This is a genomic window from Catellatospora bangladeshensis (genome assembly GCF_016862575.1).
GTDB classification, from domain to species: Bacteria; Actinomycetota; Actinomycetes; order Mycobacteriales; family Micromonosporaceae; genus Catellatospora; species Catellatospora bangladeshensis.
On the sequence record NZ_BONF01000029.1, the window covers coordinates 75,204 to 91,716 of the forward strand.

At 72.0% G+C, this 16,513-nt stretch carries 17 protein-coding genes; 8 read left to right on the forward strand and 9 right to left on the reverse strand.

What is annotated here, in order from left to right; translation table 11 throughout:
* Nucleotides 1-229 precede the first annotated feature (229 nt).
* Complete coding sequence (locus Cba03nite_RS24000) at nt 230-1,891, forward strand: cellulose binding domain-containing protein (protein ID WP_203750605.1); 1,662 nt, start codon at nt 230-232, stop codon at nt 1,889-1,891.
* A 48-nt stretch (nt 1,892-1,939) separates the two neighbouring features.
* On the opposite strand, the gene Cba03nite_RS24005 is transcribed toward Cba03nite_RS24000, so the two are convergent.
* Nucleotides 1,940-2,509, reverse strand: a complete 570-nt coding sequence (locus Cba03nite_RS24005; protein WP_203750403.1) for a helix-turn-helix domain-containing protein — start codon at nt 2,507-2,509, stop codon at nt 1,940-1,942.
* A 47-nt stretch (nt 2,510-2,556) separates the two neighbouring features.
* Here Cba03nite_RS24005 and Cba03nite_RS24010 point away from each other — a divergent pair, with 47 nt between their 5' ends.
* Nucleotides 2,557-3,096: an arsinothricin resistance N-acetyltransferase ArsN1 family B gene (locus Cba03nite_RS24010; RefSeq protein ID WP_203750406.1), complete on the forward strand. Its 540-nt coding sequence runs from the start codon at nt 2,557-2,559 to the stop codon at nt 3,094-3,096.
* Between the two features lie 79 nt (nt 3,097-3,175).
* Nucleotides 3,176-4,438: a hypothetical protein gene (locus tag Cba03nite_RS24015; RefSeq protein ID WP_239125982.1), complete on the forward strand. Its 1,263-nt coding sequence runs from the start codon at nt 3,176-3,178 to the stop codon at nt 4,436-4,438.
* Between the two features lie 129 nt (nt 4,439-4,567).
* On the opposite strand, the gene Cba03nite_RS24020 is transcribed toward Cba03nite_RS24015, so the two are convergent.
* The 4 genes from Cba03nite_RS24020 to Cba03nite_RS24035 form a co-directional block, all read right to left on the reverse strand.
* Complete coding sequence (locus Cba03nite_RS24020; RefSeq protein ID WP_203750408.1) at nt 4,568-5,818, reverse strand: cellulose-binding domain-containing protein; 1,251 nt, start codon at nt 5,816-5,818, stop codon at nt 4,568-4,570.
* A 220-nt stretch (nt 5,819-6,038) separates the two neighbouring features.
* Nucleotides 6,039-7,004 (reverse strand): hypothetical protein, encoded by a 966-nt coding sequence (locus tag Cba03nite_RS24025; protein WP_203750410.1) that lies wholly within the window; start codon nt 7,002-7,004, stop codon nt 6,039-6,041.
* 1 nt (nt 7,005) lies between these two features.
* Complete coding sequence (locus Cba03nite_RS24030) at nt 7,006-7,350, reverse strand: PadR family transcriptional regulator (protein ID WP_203750412.1); 345 nt, start codon at nt 7,348-7,350, stop codon at nt 7,006-7,008.
* A 90-nt stretch (nt 7,351-7,440) separates the two neighbouring features.
* Entirely contained in the window at nt 7,441-7,863 is a 423-nt protein-coding gene (locus Cba03nite_RS24035; RefSeq protein ID WP_203750414.1) for a nitroreductase family deazaflavin-dependent oxidoreductase, read from the reverse strand.
* Nucleotides 7,864-8,310: 447 nt separating this feature from the next.
* On the opposite strand from Cba03nite_RS24035, the gene Cba03nite_RS24040 reads away from it, so the two are divergent.
* The 5 genes from Cba03nite_RS24040 (at nt 8,311) to Cba03nite_RS24060 (ending at nt 13,222) form a co-directional block, all read left to right on the forward strand.
* Nucleotides 8,311-9,543 (forward strand): serine hydrolase domain-containing protein, encoded by a 1,233-nt coding sequence (locus Cba03nite_RS24040; protein WP_203750415.1) that lies wholly within the window; start codon nt 8,311-8,313, stop codon nt 9,541-9,543.
* A 55-nt stretch (nt 9,544-9,598) separates the two neighbouring features.
* Nucleotides 9,599-10,006 (forward strand): hypothetical protein, encoded by a 408-nt coding sequence (locus tag Cba03nite_RS24045; RefSeq protein ID WP_203750417.1) that lies wholly within the window; start codon nt 9,599-9,601, stop codon nt 10,004-10,006.
* Between the two features lie 225 nt (nt 10,007-10,231).
* Nucleotides 10,232-10,867 (forward strand): carbonic anhydrase, encoded by a 636-nt coding sequence (locus Cba03nite_RS24050; protein ID WP_275411614.1) that lies wholly within the window; start codon nt 10,232-10,234, stop codon nt 10,865-10,867.
* A gap of 273 nt (nt 10,868-11,140) precedes the next feature.
* Complete coding sequence (locus Cba03nite_RS24055; RefSeq protein WP_203750421.1) at nt 11,141-12,166, forward strand: FUSC family protein; 1,026 nt, start codon at nt 11,141-11,143, stop codon at nt 12,164-12,166.
* A gap of 93 nt (nt 12,167-12,259) precedes the next feature.
* Complete coding sequence (locus Cba03nite_RS24060) at nt 12,260-13,222, forward strand: phosphotransferase (RefSeq protein WP_203750424.1); 963 nt, start codon at nt 12,260-12,262, stop codon at nt 13,220-13,222.
* Between the two features lie 101 nt (nt 13,223-13,323).
* Here the strand turns inward: Cba03nite_RS24060 and Cba03nite_RS24065 are convergent, their stop codons facing one another.
* From Cba03nite_RS24065 to Cba03nite_RS24080, 4 genes are all read right to left on the reverse strand, one after another.
* Entirely contained in the window at nt 13,324-13,998 is a 675-nt protein-coding gene (locus Cba03nite_RS24065) for a cytidylate kinase family protein (protein ID WP_203750428.1), read from the reverse strand.
* Between the two features lie 46 nt (nt 13,999-14,044).
* Nucleotides 14,045-14,779: a phosphotransferase enzyme family protein gene (locus Cba03nite_RS24070; RefSeq protein ID WP_203750431.1), complete on the reverse strand. Its 735-nt coding sequence runs from the start codon at nt 14,777-14,779 to the stop codon at nt 14,045-14,047.
* Between the two features lie 10 nt (nt 14,780-14,789).
* Nucleotides 14,790-15,239 carry a hypothetical protein gene (locus tag Cba03nite_RS24075; RefSeq protein WP_203750435.1) on the reverse strand — a complete coding sequence of 150 codons (450 nt, stop codon included), beginning with the start codon at nt 15,237-15,239 and terminating at the stop codon, nt 14,790-14,792.
* Nucleotides 15,240-15,363: 124 nt separating this feature from the next.
* Nucleotides 15,364-16,509: a carboxylate-amine ligase gene (locus Cba03nite_RS24080; protein ID WP_203750437.1), complete on the reverse strand. Its 1,146-nt coding sequence runs from the start codon at nt 16,507-16,509 to the stop codon at nt 15,364-15,366.
* Between the last annotated feature and the right edge of the window lie 4 nt (nt 16,510-16,513).

Sequence of the window (16,513 nt, forward strand, 5' to 3'; positions counted from 1 at the left end):
GACTGTCATCCCCGCTTGTCCTCACCGGGTATGCAGCAACACCGTGACCAGCCGTGCCCAGCTGCGGCGCGACCGGTCACGGCGATACGTCACGCCCTGAACCGCCTGGTCGCGCCGGGCGGTTCGGCCCGAATCCGAGGAGAGATCGTTGAGAACCCACAGAGCGGTCCACGGCGCCCTGGTGGCGCTCGGCTCCGTGCTGATCGCATCGACCGCGGTCGCCGTCGCGATGCCCGCCACGGCGGCAGCCGCAGGCTGCACGGTGAACTACGCGGTGTCGTCGCAATGGCAGGGTGGCTTCGGAGCCGACGTCACCATCACCAATCTCGGCGACCCGCTCACGAGCTGGACCCTGACCTGGTCATACAGCGGCGGCCAGACCGTCACGCAGTTCTGGAACACCGCACTGACCCAGAGCGGTGCGGCGGTCACCGCCCGGAACCTGAGCTACAACGGAGCCGTCCCGACCAACGGCACGGTGTCGTTCGGCTTCAACGGCTCGTGGACCACCAGCAACCCGGCCCCGGCCGGCTTCGCGCTGAACGGCGTGGCCTGCACCGGCGGTCCCGGGCCGACCACCTCGCCCAGCACGGCCCCGAGCAGCACACCCAGCGCGTCACCGAGCACGTCTCCGAGCACGTCCCCGAGCACTCCACCGAATGCCACGCCGGACATCACACTGAACACCGCCACCAGATACCAGCTGATCGACGGGTTCGGGGCGGCCGTCTCCATCTGGGGTGGAGCCTGGTCGACGGCCGAGACGCAGACGCTGGTCGGACTCGGCCCCAATCAGCTGGGTCTGTCGATCGTGCGGACGGGCGTCTCGCCGGTCTCCAGTGAGTGGTCCACGCACGTGAGCGCCCTGAAGACCGCGAAGTCGTACGGGTCGGCGGTGAAGATCATCGCATCGCCCTGGACGGCGCCCGCGGCGTGGAAGACGAACAACAGCCGGATCAACGGCGGCAAGCTGAAGACCGACTACTACGACGACTACGCGCTCCATCTGAACAGCTACGTCCAGTACATGCGCAATCAGGGGGTGGCGATCGACGTCACCTCGGTGCAGAACGAGCCGGACTGGCACCCGGACTACGACTCGATGGACTGGAGCGGCACCGAACTGCAGAACTTCTTGTGCGCCCAGGGCGCGAAGGTGCAGAACACCAAGTTGATGGTCGCCGAGGCGGTGAACCTCAACTACAGCTACACCGATCCGACCCTGAACGACGCGTGCGCCCGCAACAACATCGGCTACATCGGCGGCCACCTCTACGGCACCGAGTCCGCGGGCCGGCTGGCGCCGTACGCGCGAGCCGCCCAGTACGGCAAGCCGGTGTGGATGACGGAGTGGAACCTGCACGCGGCCGACGGCAGCGGCTCCAACATCTGGGGCAACCCCGCCAACCTGGCGGCCTGGAACGAGACGCTCGACGACATCATGCGCACGGTGCACAGGTCGATGGAGTCGAACTGGAGCGCCTACATCTGGTGGTACGGCAAGCGCTACTACTCCTTCATCGGCGACGGCGAGGCCGCCTACGGGACCACGGCCGGGGCTCCGCTGAAGCGGGGCTTCGCGTTCTCGCAGTACGCCAAGTATGTCCGCCCCGGCTACCAGCGGGTCGCCCTGACGAAGAACTCCCGGACCTCGCCGCTGGAGGTGACCGCCTACCAGGGCGACGGCAAGATCACGCTGGTGATCCTGAACCGGACTTCGAGTGCGGTCAACAACGCGGTGATCCAGGCGCCGCAGCAGGTCACGAAGGCGGAGCACTACCTGACCTCGCAGAACGCCAACGCGGCCGGCCAGCCGACCAGCGTGAACGGCGGGCAGGTCACCGTCTCCGTCGGCGCACGCAGCATCTCCACGGTGGTCCTCACGCTCTGAGCCACCGGCGGGCGGGCCGGGGCGCGGTTCGCGCCCCGGCCCGGCCGGCTATCTGGCGACGGCGAGCTTGTCGAGCACGACCAGGTAGCGGCACGGGGCCCCGGTCGGGTTGACGAACACGCAGTCGGCCGGAGGCCCGAGTTGCAGGCAGTCGCCGGCGTCGAGTTCGTGGACCTGATCGCCTTCGACGAAGCGCAGGCGCCCGGAGAGTATCCAGATCTGCTGATTGATGAACCGGTAGGCCTGCGCCGGGTAGGCGACCTCGGCGCCGGGCGGGAGCTCGACTTCGACCAGCTCCAGGGCAGTGCTCGCTGACGGCGAGACCGCGCGGCGCGTATAGCCGGTCTCGGGGTCGGTCCACACCGGCTGCTCGTCACGACGGGCAAGGTGCGCCGTGGCGCCTTCGGCCCGCGCGATCAGTTCCGACAGGGTGAGTCCGAGGGCGCCAGACAGCTTGGCGAGCAGGGCCGCGGTCGGCTGCGCCTCGGCGTGCTCGACCTTTGAGATCATGGCGCGGGACACGCCCGAGACGTCGGCCAGGGCCGCGACGGTGAGCGCCCGCTCCTCGCGTGCGGCGCGCACGGTGGAGGCCAGGGCTTTGCTGAGATCATCGGTCACGGCGATCCATTGACACTATAGTCGACATGAAGACTACTATAGTGGCCATGAGTGGGGATGGGAACATCCGCCGCGCGACAGCGGACGATGCCGCCGCCTGCGCCGCGATCTACGCACCGTACGTCACCGACACCGCGATCACGTTCGAAACCGAGCCGCCCACCGTGGCGGAGATGGGACGCCGCATCGCGGCCGCCAACCGCCACCACGCGTGGCTCGTACTGGAGGTGGACGGCACCGTCGTCGGCTACGCCTACGGCACGGAGCACCGGACCCGTGCCGCCTACCGCTGGGCCTGCGACTCCAGCATCTACCTCCACACCGGACGCCGCCGCACCGGCGGCGGGCGGGCGCTGTACGCCGCGCTGCTGCCCGCCCTCGCCGCCCGCGGATACCGCCGGGTCATGGGCGGCGTGACCCAACCCAACGAGGCCAGCATGGGACTGCACCACGCCTTCGGCTACTCCGAAGTCGGGACCTACCGCAAAGTCGGCTGGAAGCTCGGCTCCTGGCACGACGTCACCTGGCTGCAGCTCGACCTCGCCCCCGGCGAGGACCGCACCACCCCGCCCGCCGAGCCGCGGTGACCTGCGGGGCGGTCCGTGCCGCCGCGCCCCGCGACGATGGCACAGGATGCGGCACGACGGGCACGGGTACATTCGCCGCGTGGCGGAGACGAAGCGGCAGGGTTCGTGGGTCGTGGCCGGTGTGATCGGCGCGGCGGCCGGAGCGTCGCTCGCGGCGGGCCGGGGACCTGCCGTCCTGGCCGCCGGAGCGGTCGCCGGAGCTGTCGTGATGGTGGCCGCCGATGTGGTCGCCAGGGCACGGCAGCGGCCGAACGAGATCCCGGCGCTGTGGTCGCGCATCCTGGCCGGCGCCGCACTGGCCGCGCCGCTGGGCTGGGCGTTCGCCGCGGTCACCGGGGCCGGGCCGGTCGTCGTCGGGCTGCTCGCGGGCCTGCTGACCGGACTGCTCGGCATCCGGCCGTACAAGGTGCTGCTCGGGCCCGTCGTGGGCCTGGCCGTGGGCTGGGCGATGTCGGCACTGTGGCCCGGTGTGCCTGCGGCTGCCGTCGCCTTCGCCGTGGTGGTGGCCTTCCGGGGGCTGTCGGCACTGCTGTTCCGCGAACCGCAGGTCAGGCTGCTCGCCGAGCGGGCTGGGGCTGGCGACCTGCCGTTCGTCGTGCCGCTCGCGGCCCGCACCGGCTACGTCGGCACCGGCTACGTACGCGAGCTGGCGCAGGCGCTCGGCGGCGAGTACACGGCGGCGGCGTCCGACGTCGGCATCGTGGCTTCGCTCGACGAGCTGGCCGGTCCGGGGTTCGACCCGGCCGGGGTCGACCCCCTGGTGCGCGAGTTCTACGAGCACACCACCCGGTTCCGGCTGGACATCGTGCCCGAGTGGCGGCTGTGGGTGCGGCCCGGCTACCTGCTCTACCGCCATCTGGTCGCGCGGCCGCTCGGGCAGGCGAACGTCCCGATGAACCAGCGCGAGACGCAGCGCGGCGTCGTGAGCCGCGTCGACACGATCACCCGCCCGGACGGCGGCGTCGTGCGGGGCTGGATCCGGGCCCACGCGGACACCGACGAGCCGATCTACGTCGGCATCTACACCACCTACCGGCGCGCCGGGCAGGGCTACGTGAGCGTCGGTTTCCCGCTGCCGCAGGCCAGCTTCACCGCGACGCTGGCACCGCTGCCGCGCCCCGGCGGCGGCCTGGTCCTGACCAGCCGTAGTGACCTCGACCAGCCCGGCCACTACCTCACCTACATCGACGCGGACACCGAGGAGCTGACCTCCGTCGCGGTCGACGGCTTCGCCGAGCAGCTCGACGTCTACCTGAGCGACGGCCGGCTGCGGGCCGACCACGCGTTCCGGGTCTTCGGGCTGCCGTTCCTCGTCCTGCGCTACCGCATCGAGCGCAAGTAGGCGCCGGGCCGGACCGTGGCTGTCACCGGCGGCTACGGCCGCGGAACAGCACCGCGGCGTCTCCACGTCCTCACTCGCCGAGCCACCGATGAGCGGACCGGGGCGCGATGCCGCGCCCCGGTCCACCGGTCAGCAGCCGATCCGGGTCGAGCCCCAGGCGATGTCGTCGAACCAGAGGCGGTCGGCGCCGACGCCGTAGCTCTCCCAGCCCAGCCGCAGGTCGGTCAGGCTCGGGCGCCAGTTGGCGCGGCTGAGCCACTGCCGGTCCACGTCGGCGGTCGGCACGCCGTCGACACGCAGGCCCGGCACCTCCGTGCCGTCGGTCCAGGTCTGCACCTGCCCGGCGGGGCCGTCGACACGAAGCTCCACGCACACCCAGCGGTCGGTCGGCAGCGGGCGGCTCTGCGCCACCCCGGCCGGGCTCTGTTCGGGCAGGGTCGCGTCGTCGGACTGCCGGTTCCACTGCAGCGCCGCGTTCTGGCCGCCCACGCGCAGGTCGCGGTTGCCGTCCGCGGCGTCGCGCATGGCCAGGAAGGTCACGTGCGCGGCGGGCAGCGCGGTGGTGTGCCGTACGTAGAACCGGCCGAACCAGACGCCGCCGAGGGCGCTGAAGTCGCGGGTCGACTTCACGAACACGTGGTTGCAGTAGCCGGCGGCGCCCTCGACGCGGATCGAGCGGCTGCCGGTCCGGGCGACGGAGCTGTCGACGACGGCGGTGCCGGTGCCCTGGCAGTCGGGGTACGCCAGCGTCCACGCACCCGACGGCACGGTGCCGGTCTGGTCCTCGAAGCCGTCGCACCACAGCGCGCCGGTGCACCCGGCCGGCGGCGGCCCGGACGGCGACGGGCTCGCCGAGGGGCTGCTGCTCGGCGACGGTGAGGCGCTGCCGGACGGGCTCGCCGACGGGCTCGGTGAGCTGCTACGGGACGGGCTGGGCGAGGCGGAGCTGGGCGCCGGTGACGGGGTGGCGCCGCAGGGCGCCCCGTTGACGGTGAAGGCGGACGGGGCGGTGTTGCTCGCCGTCCAGGTGCCCTGCATGCCGAACTCCAGCGACGCCCCGGGCGCGAGGTCGCCGTTGTAGGCGGCGTTGACCGCGGTGACCGCGGTGCCGGACTGGGTGACGGTGGCGTTCCAGGCGTTGGTGATCCTCTGGTCGCCGGGCCAGGTCCAGCCGATGGTCCAGCCGTGGATGGCGGTGTCTCCGGCGGTGAGCTTGACGTACCCGACGAAACCGCCGGTCCACTGGTCGGCGCGGTAGGTGACCTGGCAGGCGGCGGCCGCGCTGGCGGCGGGTGCGGCGGTGACGACTACGCCGACACCGGCGGCGGTGACCGCGGCGAGGATGGCGGCGGACGCGCGCCATCGTGCGGACAGGTGCATGGATGGTCCTTCCGGGAGGCCGCGCGGCAGGTGGCCGCTGCGGCGGGGTGCACTGTGGACCAGCCGGCGCCCGGTGCGCGGCTGGAGCGAGTCAGCCCCGGCTCCCGGATCCGCATCGCGATGTCGCAGATGCAGATCTGATGGATGAGTGTAAATGTCGGTTACGCGGAGAGTCCAGGCGATCCCGTATCCGCTTTCGCGGACGGGATCGCCTGGCGCGTCACGCCTGCACCACCGGCGGCCGGATCGAGGCGGTGGTGCGCCGGAGGGTGGCGACGAGGTCGACGGCGACGAGCACGGCGATCAGCAGGAGGCAGAGCTTGGCGGTGTCGTCGGCGGCCTCGGTGGCGAAGATCGGACCGGCCGCGACCCACCAGCTCAGCAGCGCCAGCCAGCCCAGGCCGAGGGCAAGCGAGACCAGCCGGGTGCGCCTGTCCCAGCGGCCCGCGAGCAGCACCGCGGTGTGGACGCCGAAGCCTGCGGCCCACAGCGGCAGCACCCAGACCGCCCGCTCCTGGAGAAACCGCGGGTCGAAGGCGAGGGCGTCGAGCAGCGGCTGCGGCAGGCCGGGAGCCCACACGGCGAGCCAGGGCAGCGCGGTCATGAAGGCGGCGCCGGCCATGCCGAACGCCAGGCCCAGCACGATCGCCAGCCGGTTGACGTGGTCGCGGTCCACGGTGCGCCGCGGCGTCCAGGACTTGGTCTCGCCGCGGCGGCGGCTGAGCGCGCTGCTGATCAGCGTGAGGGTGATCAGGAAGCCCGGCCACCAGAACGAGCCCAGGCCCCAGGTGAACCACCAGGTGGTCAGCCGCCCCCACCAGGTCGCGGCGTAGATCCACTCGTCGGTCCGGACCGGCCCGGTGAGGGCGGCGGGCAGCGTGATCGCCCACTGCAGCACCAGGCCGCCGAGCGCGAGCCGGGCGAAGCGCGGGGCGTCGGCGGGGCGGATGACGGTGAAGCCCGCCGGCCGGTAGCGGTCGGCGACCTCCTGCGGATGACCGAAGGCGGTGAGCATCGCCAGGGCCATGGACGTGTCGGCAGGCCGGCCACTGTCGGCGGCGCGCCCGTCGAGGTCCTCGTTCAGCAGCGATCGCAGCTCGAAGCCCACGTCGTGGCGCTGGCGGCGCGGCAGGTGGCGTACCACGTCGCCGACGTAGGTCTCGATGACGGCTCTGGGGTCGTCCATCTCAGCCTTCCTCATCCACTAGGCGGTTCATGACCGATGTCAGCGACTGCCAGGCCCCGGTCAGCTCGCGGTAGACCTCGGCGCCGTGCGTGCTGAGCTGGTAGTAGCGGCGCGGCGGGCCTTCGTCGACCTGCCATTGGGAAGCGAGCAGCCCCTGGCTTTCCAGGCGCCGCAGCAGGGGGTAGAGGGTGCCCTCTTCGATCGGCATGCCGCGCTCGGCGAGGGCCTGTCGCAGCGAGTAGCCGTACTGCTGGGTTCGCAGCTGCGACAGCACGGCCAGGACCAGCACCCCTTTGCGCAGGTCCTGCTCCAGCTTCACCGTCTGCCCGACGGGGCCTTCTACCATGCGGCCTACACTACATAGCGCCGCACAGTAGGTCAACGTGAGCGGACGTCTCGTCGGCCGCACGCTCGGCCGACCAGACGTCCGCAAGGTTCAGGAAAGGCGGGTGAGTTCCAGGACCGGGATGGTGCGGATGCCCGCGGTCTTCTGGGCGTACTCGGCGAAGCCGGGGTACAGCGCGGCCTGCTCGTCGTATCGGCGGTCGCGTTCGCCGCCGGTCAGCTCGCGCACGCTGACGGAATAGGTCTCGGTGCCCCGCTCGACGGCTCCGCGCCCGGCCGCGACGAGGTTGTAGTACCAGTCCGGGTTCTGTGGTGCGCCGGCCTTGGACGCGAACACGTAGACGACGTTCTCGTCGGTCTCGTGCGGCAGGTACATCATCGGGCTGACCAGCTCACGCCCGCTCTTGCGGCCCCGGTGGTGCACCAGCACCAGCGGCGCTCCGGTGAACGGCCCGCCCACGCGGCCTTCGTTCGCCCGGAACTCTTCGATCACCTTGGTGTTCCAGTCGCTCATCGGGTGCACCCTCACGTTCGTGTCGATAGGAGTCGTGGATCCGTCTCCGCTGCCATCGTGGCGGACGCCGCTTCCGATCACGGACGCGGCGCGCCCCGTCCAGGTCACGCGTGCGGGCACAGTACGCCGAGGTCCGCGGGTTCTGTTAACCCACGGGTTATCACTGGGTACGCGAACTCGTCATTGATCACGCCGGCGGCCCTGGCCAGGCTGGAGCCCATGGCCGCGATTCCCCTCATCACCACGGTCCTGACGCCGCAGCCGTGGGCGGACTTCGAACAGGTCCACCACCGCCGGAGCAGACCTGTCGCCGCCCCATGGCTTCGCATCCGTCCCCGCCACAGAGGCGCGGACGGTCCCCGGCCGCCGCCCGGCCCGGCTCCGCCTCACGCGGGGGCAATCGGCCGGCTCATGCCACAACCCCACTCCAGAAAGCAGATCAGCGGTATGAACACAGACACCAGGAGCAGCCTCACCCAGGCGGGACTGCGCCGGATGCACGACGTGCTCGCACGGCACGTCGAGTCGGGGCGGATACCCGGACTCGTCGCGCTGGTGAGCCAGGGCGACGAGACGCACGTCGAGACGATCGGGACGATGCGGCACGACGGCGGACCGCCGATGCGCCGCGACACCATCTTCCGGATGGCGTCGACGTCCAAACCGGTCACGGTCGCCGCGGCCATGGTCCTGCTCGACGAGTGCCGGCTGCGGCTGGACGACACCGTCGACCAGTGGCTGCCCGAACTCGCCGACCGCCGGGTCCTGGCGCGCATCGACGCCCCGCTGGACGACACGGTGCCGGCCCGTCGGCCCATCACCGTGCGGGACGTGCTCACCTCCACGTTCGGCCTCGGCATGGACATGACGGCGCTGGGCACCCCGATCATGGGCGCGATCTTCGAGCAGGGGCTCACCCCCAACCTGCCGACGCCGATGCCCGAGCCGGACGAGTGGCTGCGCCGTCTCGGCGCGCTCCCGCTCATGCACCACCCCGGCGAGCGGTGGCAGTATCACATCGCGAGCGACCTGCTCGGCGTGCTCGTCGCCCGGGTCACCGGCCAGTCGTTCGAGTCGTTCCTGCGGGAGCGGATCTTCGACCCGCTGGGCATGAAGGACACCGGGTTCCACGTACCCGCGGACAAGCTCGACCGGCTGCCTCCGCTGTACGCCCCCGACCCGCAGACCGGGGAGTTCCACGTGTGGGACCCGGCGGAGGGGGGCCGGCACAGCGCGCCGCCGGCGTTCCAGGGCGGCGGCGGTGGGCTGGTCTCCACCGCCGACGACTACCACGCCTACTACCGGATGCTGCTCAACCACGGCATGCACGGCGGCGAGCGGATCCTGTCCCGGCCCGCGGTCGAGCTGATGACCACCAACCGTCTCACCCACGGGCAGCAGGCCGCCCGGGACGTCCTGGCCCGCGACAACGTCCACATCTCGTTCGGCCAGGGCCAGCACGGCAGCTGGGGATTCGGCATGGCGGTGCGCACGTACCGCGGCGACTACGCGTCCGTCGGCCAGTTCGGCTGGGACGGCGGCAGCGGCACCTCCACCTACGCCGACCCGAGCAGGCAGCTCACCGGGATCCTGCTCACCCAGGTGGGGGCGTCCGTGCCGGACTCGATCCGGGCCATGCACGACTTCTGGACCACGCTCTACCAGGCAGTCAGCGACTGACCTGGGCCGCCGCGGGGCGCTCCCGCCCCGACGCCCCTCACCCGAAGGATCGATCATGTCCATCGTTCTGACCGACCACGACAAGCAGACCCTGCGCACCGCCGCGTACGGCGCCGTCTCCCTGCTGGCCGCCGCCGGTGCCGCCGGCGGCTCTCCGCACCGGATCGCCACTGACGGCAGCATTGCCCTGGCCTCCGCGACCGGCCCGGTCGGGCACGTGCTCGCCGACCAGTCGGCGGTGAAGGTGACCGGCAAGTCCGTGGCCGAGATCGCCGACCAGGTGCTGCCGGCGCTGGTGGCGTCCGTGGTCCTGCTGGAGAAGCAGGACCCGGCCGAGGCCGACAACTTCCGCAGCATCGTCGACGTCGCCATCCAGGCCGCGACCGGGACGGGCAGGGGCGAGCCCAGCCCCACCATGGCCGCCATCACCCGGCAGATCACCACTGCCCTCACCACCGCCTGATCCGACAGCGCACGCTCGGGTGGTGGCCGGCATGCCACCACCCGAGCCGACGGCGATCACCGCGCAGCACGACGAAGCGGAGGTGGCCACACCGACTCCGGAACATGAGTGATCTACGTGGTGGACGGGTGGGCCAACCGCGCGGGTGTGCGATTCGAGCGCAGCGGGGTTGAGCAAGCTTCACATCGGGTCGGTTCCACACGGCCGCCGTACTAGGCTTCGGGCATGGCCGAGATCAAGACCCCGTCCCCCGAGCAAGCCTTCGAGCTGCTGCTCGCCGGCAACCACCGCTTCGTCGCCGGTGTGCCGGAGCACCCGAATCAGGACGCGACGCGCCGCGCCGAGATCGCTCCTGCCCAGCGCCCGTTCGCGGTGGTGTTCGGGTGTTCGGATTCGCGGCTGGCGGCGGAGATCATCTTTGATCGGGGTCTGGGCGACCTGTTCGTCGTGCGTACGGCGGGTCACGTGATGGGCGCCGAGGTGCTGGGCAGCATCGAGTACGGGGTGGACGTGCTCGACAGCCCGCTGGTGCTGGTGCTCGGGCACGACTCGTGCGGCGCCGTGGCCGCCGCGTGCGCCGCGCTGGAGGGCGGGATGGCGCCGTCCGGCTATGTGCGTGACGTCGTCGAGCGGGTGACGCCCAGCGTGCTGGCGGCGCGGGCCGCCGGCCGGGTGGAGCCGGACGAGATCCTGGCCGAGCACGTCCGGCACACGGTCGAGCTGCTCCTGGATCGCTCCCGGGTGCTGGCCGAGCGGGTCGAGGACGGCCGGGCCGCCGTGGTGGGGCTCTGCTACCGGCTGGCCGACGGCAGCGCCCAGGTGGTGGCCGCCCGGGGCCTCGACGCAGTCGCACGCCGGTGAGGCCAGATCGCCGAACGCACTGATCCGCCCGGCCGCGTGCCCGCGGCTGGGCGCATTACCGATTTAGCATTCTTTGGCCATATTTACCCGCTAACGTGAACCTCGTTCGCCATCGATCTGCGCGGCAGTGACGCGCGCTCGGGACGCGGGGATCCACACATGAGCGAGGCCACGAACACGATCGCGGCGGCACGCGGGCGTCTCATTAGCTTCCGAGACGTCCCGTTCTTCAGCGCCGCGCACCCCGGCCCCCGCCGAGCGCTGACCTGACCGATGGGCGCAGCCCCCGACGCCCCTCGGCCCGGTGCCGGCCGCCGGCCCGCGGGCGGCGGCTGGAAGTGGCGCGATGCGATCCACGCGGCGCTCAGCGTCCTGCCCGCGGTCGTGCTCATCGCCGCCGGGCACGTGGTGCCGGGTGCCGCGGCGGCGATCGGTGTCCTGCCTGCCGCGCTGGTGGGCATCACGCCCGCCCGGTGCGGCCGGGTCCTGGCCGTGGCCATCGGCGCCGCCTTCGGCATCGGCATGATCATCGGGTCGCTGCTCAGCGGGCAGCCGGCGCTCGCCGTGGCGGCGCTGTTCACCGCGGCGCTGCTCGCCTCGCTGGCCGCGGCCCGGCACCGCTGGGGCGTCCTGCTGCTCAACCTCGTCGTGCCCGCCGTCGCGATCGGGCTGAGCATCCCGCAGCCGCGCGAGGCGGTCACGCTGGCGGTAATGATCCTGCTCGGCTCGTTGTGGAGCTGGCTGCTCGCCCTGGCCTGGCCCACCCGGCCCGCCCCGGCCGCCGCCGCGCCGCCGCCGTTTCCCGACCGCGCGGCCGCGGCCCGCTACGGCGTGGTGCTCGGCGTGGCCGCCGCGATCGCCGCAGCCAGCTCCCTGGCCATGTCACTGCCCCACCCCGGGTGGGCGGCGGCGGCCGTGCTGCTGGTCATGCGGCCGGACATCGGCCTGCTCACCGCACGCGGCATCGGGCGCGCGCTGGCCACCATCGCGGGTGCCGTGACGGCGTACGCGGTCCTGGGCTGGTATCCCTCACCCGCGCTGATAGCGGCCGTCACGGGCGTCTACCTGGTCGCCACGATCGGCGCGGGCAGCAGCCGCCGGTACGTCACCCCGCTGGCGACCGCCTTCATCGCCCTCACGATGATCCTTTATGGCACCGCCGGCCAGTCCGAGATCCGGGACACCTTCTGGCTGCGCATCGTGCAGAACCTTTACGGCGTCGCACTGGCCGTCGCGTTCGGAGCGATCATCCTGCCCCTGTGGGACCGGATGGCGCGAACGCGTACGCCTCACGGCTGACCGCATCGGGCTCGAAGAGGGTGCCGGGTGGTGTTCACGGCCGCGTCCGATAACCGTTCGCGCGCGGGGCGGACGCGCCCCTAGCCTGGGCCGATGCGTGCTGAGGAGTGGGCACAGGCCCAGGAGTGGATCGCCGCGACGCTGGCCGGGCGGGGCACTCCGGCGACCGGCCCGGCGGTGGTCGACCGGGTGCGTCCCTGGTCGACGACGGCCCGCGTGCCGATAGCGGGCGGGCAAGCGTGGTTCAAGCACAACCACGCCGGCTCGCATTACGAGGCAGGGCTGATGCGGCTGCTGGCCTCGATCGCCCCGCACGACATGCTGGTGCCGCTGGCCGTCGACACCGAGCGCGGCTGGATGCTGCTGCCCGACGGCGGCCCGACCATGCGCGAGATCACGTCCGACACGTTCGACCGCGGCCGCTGGGAGCACCTGCTGCACCGGTACGCGGCCCTGCAGCGCGCGGCCGCCCCGCACGCCGGCGCCATGCTGGCCGCCGGGGTGCCCGACTTCCGTCCGCACACCGTCGCCGCGCAGTACGAGAAGCTGCTGACCGACCCGTACGTGCTGGCCAACCTCGATGCGGACAAGATGGCCGGGCTGCACGAGTGGGTGCCCCGGATCGAGCGGATGTGCCGGCGGCTGGCCGCCGACGGCATCGCGCCCAGCGTGCAGCACGACGACCTGCACCCGAGCAACGTCTTCGCCGACGGCGACGGCGGCCTGCGCTTCTTCGACTTCGGCGACGCCGGCGTGGCGCACCCGTTCGGGTCGATGCTGGTCGCGCTGCGGGTGGTGCACCGCGACGCCAAGGTCGAGAAGAAGGATCCGCTGCTGTACGAGCTGCGCGACCGCTACCTGTCCGCGTGGACGGCCGACGGCCGCGACCTGGCCGAGCTGCGCGAGCTGTGCCAGGACGCCATCGTGGTCGCCAAGATCGGCAAGGCCCTGTCCTACCAGCGCTCGCTGCACGACGCCACCGAGGAGGCGCTGGCCGAGTACGGCGAGGGCGTCTACGGGTGGCTGGAGGAACTCCTCGGCCCGGACGTGATCTGACCGCCCGCCGTGCACAACGGGGTCGGCGTCCTTCGGCCGGGAGCTTCGACGCGCTTCGACCGGATCCGGGAGCCGGGCAGGATCTGCCGAGCCGAGTGCCGTCAGCGTGCTCGGGTCTCCCAGACCGGCAGCCCGGGGTCGTCGTTGCGCACGATGACGTCGGCCTGATCGGCCGGCCGGGCCATGGCGAAGTAGAGCTGCTGGGCAGGGATGTAGCGCTCGCGCCAGCGCCGTTCGACTTCGGCGCGGGATGACACACTGCGCTCCCGGATCACGGCACGTTCCACGGTCCTGTCGAGCGCAGTCGACACGAAGACGCGCAGGTCCCACCGATCGATCAGTTCGGGGCGAAGGAGGAAGACGCCGTCGAAGACGAGCACGGCGTCGGCGGGGGCGGTCGCGACGGGCGGGGACAGCACAGTGTCCGCCGCGTGGTCGTACACCGCGGACTGGAAGCGCCGATCTCCGCCGGGGCCGAGCGGATCGAGCAGAACCCGGTTCAGCGCGTGGTGGTCGTGGGTGTCGAAGTAGCAGCCTTCGGCCGAGTACTCGCCGCGCGGATAGCGCTGCGCCCGGGGGAACAGGAAGTCGTCGATCGTCGCGCGGATGACGTCGCGGCCCTGTGCGCGCAGGACGGCGGCCAGTTCGTCGGCGAGGGTGGTCTTGCCTGCGGCGGGCGGTCCGTCGACGGCAACCCGCGCCGGGTGCGCGGCGGTGATGGACCCGACCGCCTCAACCAGGCAGCCGAGCAACTCGTCGCGGGTGCCCTGATCCATCTCCTGCCTCGTTCCGATCTGGCGATCTCACTTCTCGGACGCGTTGTCAGACCGCCCGGACCTCGGCGAGGCGCCTGACCGCGTAGTCGTCGTCCCAGGAGACGGCGGCTTCCCAAGCGGACGATGCCTGTGCGGCGATGTCGTACGCGCCGCCGTCGAGCCCGGCGGCGTTGCCGGGCAGCACGAGGTCGAGGTCGGCGACGTCGACGTGCGCCTCGTCCCAGTCGATCAGCGCGACCCGGTGCGGGGTCACGCGGACGTTGCCGGGGTTGGCGGGATTGCCGTGGACGACGCATGCCGGACGTCCGGCGAGCCGCGCCCACGCCGCCCGGCATCGAGCCACGCCCTCCGCGGGCATGGCCCCGAGGTCGATCTTCGTCCCGGTCTCGGCGTGCAGCAGGTCCGTCGACGACCGCCACCCGGGGCGCTGTGGCCAGCCCCGGGTCAGCCGGTGCAGCTCGCGGAGCGTATCGGCCACGCGGCGCCAGTCGTCCTGCGTCTCGGGCGGTCCGCCCTCCAGGTAGGCCATCACCACCAGGCCGTCGGCGAACAGCCGGCCGTCGGTCGTGGGGATCGGCACCGGCACGGTCAGGCCCCCACGGTCGAGGTGCCGGATGAGTTCGGTCTCCCACCGGAGATCGGCGTCGCTCCTGGTGCCGAGCCGAGCGACGGCGAGCCGCCCGTTGACGCGCACGCTCCACACGTCGTTGGCGACGCCGCCGGTGAGCCGTTCGATGCGAGCGGCGTCGTCACCCCACTGCCGGAGTGCCTCCCATCCCACGGACCAGATCCTACGAGGTTCCGAGCTGACCTCGTCCCGGCAGATCCGGATCGGAGCGCCGAACGGTGGCGCTGCCGTCGCCGATGACCTTGCCACCGAGCCCGGACCGCGACGTGGGCTGGCCGACCAGTTCGACGAGAACCTCGTCGCGGCAGTCGTCGCCGAACACGGCGGTGACGGCGTCGGTGAAGGCCGCGACGAGTCGGGCGGTGACCCTGGCCGCGTCCTCTCGTGCGAACACCTCCTCGCGCATGCCGAAGGTGACCGAGGGCGCGGCCGTGGCGACCGCGGTTCCGCCGCGAGCCCAGCGGCCGGCCGGGATGCCGATGAGCCTGACATCCACCGAGCTTCGGGCCCACTCGCCGTACACCGACACGACGGCGCTGGTGAGCTGCCCGATGAGGCCGGGTTCCCGCCCGGCCAGATCTTCCTCGAGCGCGTAGAGCGTCACGTGGGGCATCGGCGACTCCTCGATGTCAGCGACCAGCGGCCGGCCTGCGACCGGTCACCCGGGATCAAGCAGCATAAGGCCCCTGTCCGCCGGCCGGAAACGATTATCGTCACTGTCCGGCGGATCGAGGCGGTCAGGCGTCGACGCTCGTCTCGCCGGCGAGGTAGGCCAGCACGTCGCGTATGTCGCCTCGACGGCGGTGGACTCGTCGCTGGCGCTCGGCGCCGGTGCCCTCGATACGCAGCCGATCCGTTCCCGCGATCACCGTTTCCAGGCCGCCGTCCCTGATCAGCGCAGGGCCTACGAAGCTCAGCAGGTCGTCGACGACGTCCCAGGCGGGCCGGAGTTCGCCGGTGGCCGGGTCCAGGAGCTGCCCCTCGAGCCCGTCGTGGGCGGCCCGCCAGTGTGCGGCGCCGAGCAGGCTGCTTCGCAGGCGGGGTGCGGGCAGCCCGGCGCGGATGTCGTCGAGGACGGTGGCGGCCAGAGCACGGACGAGCCCGGCGACGAGGACCGCGTCATCGGCTGTCGGCGCCACGTCGGCGACCCGCACCTCGACCGTGGGGTAACGGGCCGAAGGCCGGGCGTACCACAGCACCATTCCGGCGTCCAGCATCACACCTGCCGTGATCAGCTGCTCGACGGTGCGATCGTATTCTGCGGCGTCGGCGAAGTACGGGGACGGGCCGAGGCTGGGCCAGCGTTCCAGCTGTATCGATCGCCAGCTCGCGTAGCCGGTGTCGGCTCCCGCGCGGAACGGCGAGTTAGCGGCGATCGCCTGGATGACGGGCAGCCAAGGCCGCAGGTGGTTGCAGACCTGGACCGCGAGCTCGCGGTCGGGTACGCCGACGTGGACGTGGCATCCGCACAGGGCCGGGTCGAGCGCCACGGGCCCGAACTGGCGGATGATCCGCTCGTATCGCTCGGCGGCGGGCCTGGTGATGTCCGCTTCCCGGATCGGGGTGGCTCCTACGGCCACGAGCCGGGCTCCGGCCGCCGCGGCGGCGGCGGCCGCGACGGCGCGTGCGGCGGTCAGCTGCTCGCGCAGCTGGGTGAGGTCCGAGCACACCGGGGTCACCATCTCGATCATGCTCTGCCGGAACTCGTGCCGGCTCTGCTCCAGCGCCTGGCCGGTGAGCTGTGCCAGCACCTGGTCGGCCACCGCGAGATTGTTCCCGCTGGAGGCGTCGAGCAGCAGGAACTCCTCCTCCACCCCCACGGTCATGGGGCTTCGGTCCGCGATGCCGACCCGCTGCCGGTACCCGTTCGAAACTGCGTCCATGGCA